The sequence below is a fragment of the Oleiphilus sp. HI0125 genome (assembly GCF_001635355.1).
Genome location: NZ_LWGF01001504.1, coordinates 1 through 1,755, shown reverse-complemented (window position 1 = coordinate 1,755; position 1,755 = coordinate 1). Strand labels below are relative to the sequence as shown.

Sequence of the window (1,755 nt, the reverse complement as noted above, 5' to 3'; positions counted from 1 at the left end):
GCGGTGGATTTTTATTGTTCATAGGCTGGTTAGGATTTAACGGTGGTTCAGCATATCGCTCAGATATCGACGTATTTTTAGTCATTGTTAATACGGTTTTCGCTGCATGTGGAGCGGGTGCTTTTGCTGTTGTATTTTCACTGCTGCGACGCTCAATTATTGATGTGAAGGTTCTGATAAATGCAATCTTATCAGGGCTAGTCGCGTCTTGTGCCTCGGCTCATCTTATTACGCCGACTCAAGCGCTTATGCTTGGTGTGCTTGCGTATTGGGTAATGAAAGGTTTTTCATCATTACTTGAATACTTCGAAGTTGATGATGCAGTTGATGCTGTGCCCGTTCATTTAGATGGCGGTATGGTGAGAGTGTTGCTTCCTGTTCTGTTTGTTTCTGAGTTTTCGTTGCTGCCTCAGCTTGTTGGCTTGGCAATCGCTGTGGTTTGGGGTTTTGGTTTAACGTATGCGGTGATGCGATTAATTAACCGCTTTTGGCCTCTCAGAATTAGTAAGGAGGCCGAAAAGCTTGGGCTCAATATTTACGAGCACGGAGAGCGTAATGATCTGTCGGACATGATCGAGTCAATCAGCCACAACCATGAAAGCGGAGAACTAACGAAGCGATTGCCTGAAAATGAATCCACCGAAGTTGGTTTGTTAGCGGGGTATTACAATGGTCTTCTAACAAGCATAGATGCTCAGCAGCAAGAGCTTCAAGATTTACTGCGTGAGTCGCGGCGTCTCCAAGGTGTAAAGGATGAGTTTATCGGGACGATGAATCACGAAATACGAACGCCTATTACTGCGGTTATTGGATTCGCAAAACGATTGATGTCTGGTGTTAGCAATGCTGATGAATCACGTGATTTGTCTAAGCGCGTGCTTGAAGCGGGGCAAAGACTCGATGCACTGTCCAAGCAGTTGTTAGATGTTGAGCGCGTAGATGGTTTTGAACACGGTGTTAGTTGCCAAGCTTACTCGTGCGAAGCTGTTTTACGAGAGGTGGGGGTTCAAGCGCACCTTATGTTTGATGAGCTTGGTGTCGGGATTAAGGAATCTGTTCCCAAAGAGCTCGAAGGTCAGGTTTATATAGATATGCAGGTCTTGTACGACGTGTTACGTGAGGTTTTTGATAACGCGCGTAAGTTTGGTGATGGCGTATCCATAGAGGTTAATTACAACTTCGATCAGCGGAAGAGTTTTGTTTGTTCGATAACCAATTACGGCTCTGAGCTGTTACTTGCTCATGAGCCTTATGAGAAGTTTTGGCAGGCTGACTCGTAATTGAGTCGTTCTCATGAAGGCTTAGGTTTTAGGTTTGTACTTATCGCGTCAACTTCTAGGTGCTATGGGTTGTTCTATTCGTCATGAGTCATCATCAAAGGGTGTGACATTCTTTCTCTCTTTCCCCTTGCAAACTGATAACAATGAACCCGAAGAAATACTTGAATATTTGTCTGAAGGCCTGCAAAGCGAGTTGGCAAATGATCATGTTGTTTCCTATAAGGGCAAGCGATGTCTTATTGTTGATGACACGATGGATAATCAAGTGTTGATTGAGTTTGCCATGGCTGACCTTGGGTTTGATTGTGATACGGCAGATAACGGAGAGATCGCTGTTGAGAAGGTGCGCGCTGAGCAGTATGACATTGTTATGATGGATATGCAGATGCCTGTTATGGATGGTGTAACGGCAACGCAAAAGATTCGGAATGAGCTAGGCATCGCTGATTCGGAGCTGCCTATTGTGGCCATTACC

Annotated in this window: 2 protein-coding genes; both read left to right on the top strand. The window is 45.0% G+C overall.

All coding sequences use genetic code 11. The features are described 5' to 3' along the window. Nucleotides 1–1,280 (top strand): histidine kinase dimerization/phospho-acceptor domain-containing protein (locus tag A3762_RS25275; protein WP_304439334.1); only part of this gene is annotated, 1,280 nt, incomplete at its 5' end. Between the two features lie 64 nt (nucleotides 1,281–1,344). After that, nucleotides 1,345–1,755: response regulator (locus A3762_RS25270; protein ID WP_231878923.1), on the top strand; the 411-nt coding region annotated here is incomplete at its 3' end.